The sequence below is a fragment of the Streptomyces sp. NPDC001880 genome (genome assembly GCF_053594575.1).
The window spans coordinates 1-1,396 of sequence record NZ_JBSFET010000285.1; the positions used below are offsets into that span (position 1 = coordinate 1).

General features: G+C 64.5%; 2 protein-coding genes and 1 pseudogene. 2 read left to right on the forward strand and 1 reads right to left on the reverse strand.

Going from position 1 to position 1,396, the window contains the following annotated elements; genetic code table 11:
- Nucleotides 1–120: 120 nt before the first annotated feature.
- Both ACWCQ6_RS37305 and ACWCQ6_RS37310 read left to right on the forward strand, forming a co-directional pair.
- Nucleotides 121–277 (forward strand): annotated as a pseudogene (locus tag ACWCQ6_RS37305) (Tn3 family transposase); the annotation flags it as partial.
- A 243-nt stretch (nt 278–520) separates the two neighbouring features.
- Nucleotides 521–838, forward strand: a complete 318-nt coding sequence (locus ACWCQ6_RS37310; protein WP_451096957.1) for a DUF3592 domain-containing protein — start codon at nt 521–523, stop codon at nt 836–838.
- Between the two features lie 116 nt (nt 839–954).
- On the opposite strand, the gene ACWCQ6_RS37315 is transcribed toward ACWCQ6_RS37310, so the two are convergent.
- The coding region (locus ACWCQ6_RS37315) for a transposase (RefSeq protein WP_451096955.1) at nt 955–1,396 on the reverse strand (442 nt) is incomplete at its 5' end.

Below are 1,396 nucleotides of genomic sequence, written 5' to 3' on the forward strand. Positions count from 1 at the left end.
CGCTCGTTTGCGCAGCTCAAGGGGATACGAAGAGGGGCGTGCCATGACTCAATCCTTTCACGGAATCGAGTCTCCATTCGAACCGGGGCGGTTCATCTTCAGCTTGCGGGCCGGTAATTCATCCTGCGGCTCGCCGACGAGCCCTGTTACCGCCGCCAAATAAGGTTCAGGCCAACCTCCAGGATGGCCGGCACGCGCTGCGCGGAAGATCTTTCACGGCCAGGCAGGACGGCTCCACCAGCCCTACCAGGACCGCATGGAGGACCAGATCGCGGCTGGAAGATCCCTCAGCCTCTGCTGACGCCATCCCGGCGACATCCACCAGGTGGCCGACTTTAGCCCCCTCAACGGGACTGTCGGAACTCCGGTGGGGGAACAGCGCGTTTCTCTGACCGTGGACGACTCCAGTGGGTACAGCGTGCCATTTGGCTTCATCCCCGTACTGATCTTCGGTGTGGCCCTCCTGGCCTTCGGCATACGGAGCATACGCAGGGCCAGAAATCTGCGGCGGACCGGAGCCATGGCGTACGGGGAGGTTGTCCGTCATGGCCGCAGCTCGAGCGATAGCGGGCAGACGCTCTATTCCCCAATTGTGGCCTGGCAGACTCCTGACGGCAGTCGGCACGAATACTGCCCCAGGATGTACAAGAGCGGGAAGGGACGCTTCAAGGTGGGCGCCCCTGCGGTGATCTACTACGACCCAGCCGACCCTGACCGCGCAGCGCTCAAAGGCTACGACGGAGCTCCCGTCTATTGGTTCCTCGTAGTGATCGGCCTTGCAGCCATCGGCCTCGGGCTGTACCTCCTCGTCACAGTGCCTCTCGGCGGCTCTCTTTAGCCTCAATACCGGTAACTAGGGGGTTTTTGTTCGCTTGACCCGTTTGGGTTTGGTGGCGTCAACGATGGTGATGGCGGGGGCGCCGGCGTCGTGGTGGCAGGACGCGTTCGAGGAGTTCAGCGTGGGTGGTTTTGATGGCGCGGGTGAGTCTGCCGGGGGGAAAATGCCGCCTGGTCGGTGACCTGGCGGCGCACGACGCGCAGTGAGCGGGTGAAGGAGATCCGGTCGGGGTCCTGGTCGGCTTGTTGTGCGGCCTGGTGCATCAGGTGTCGGATGGCGTGGTGGACGAGCAGGAAGCCATAGAGTTCCTGCTCGGCGCCGTCGGGGTGCTGTGAACGCAGGACCAGGTGCGGTCCGCCGAGGTGGGTCTTGATTTCGTCGAGGGTGGACTCGAACTCCCATCGCTGGGCGTAGAGGGCGGCCAGTTCCGCGGCCGGGGCCTTGTCCGGGTCGAGGATCGTGGTGATGAGCCGGTAGGCGCCCTCGTGGCCGGCGATGGTGTACTCCACCGCGCATACCTGGCGGCCGCGCCGACTACGAAGCCCGCGCCGACAGCCC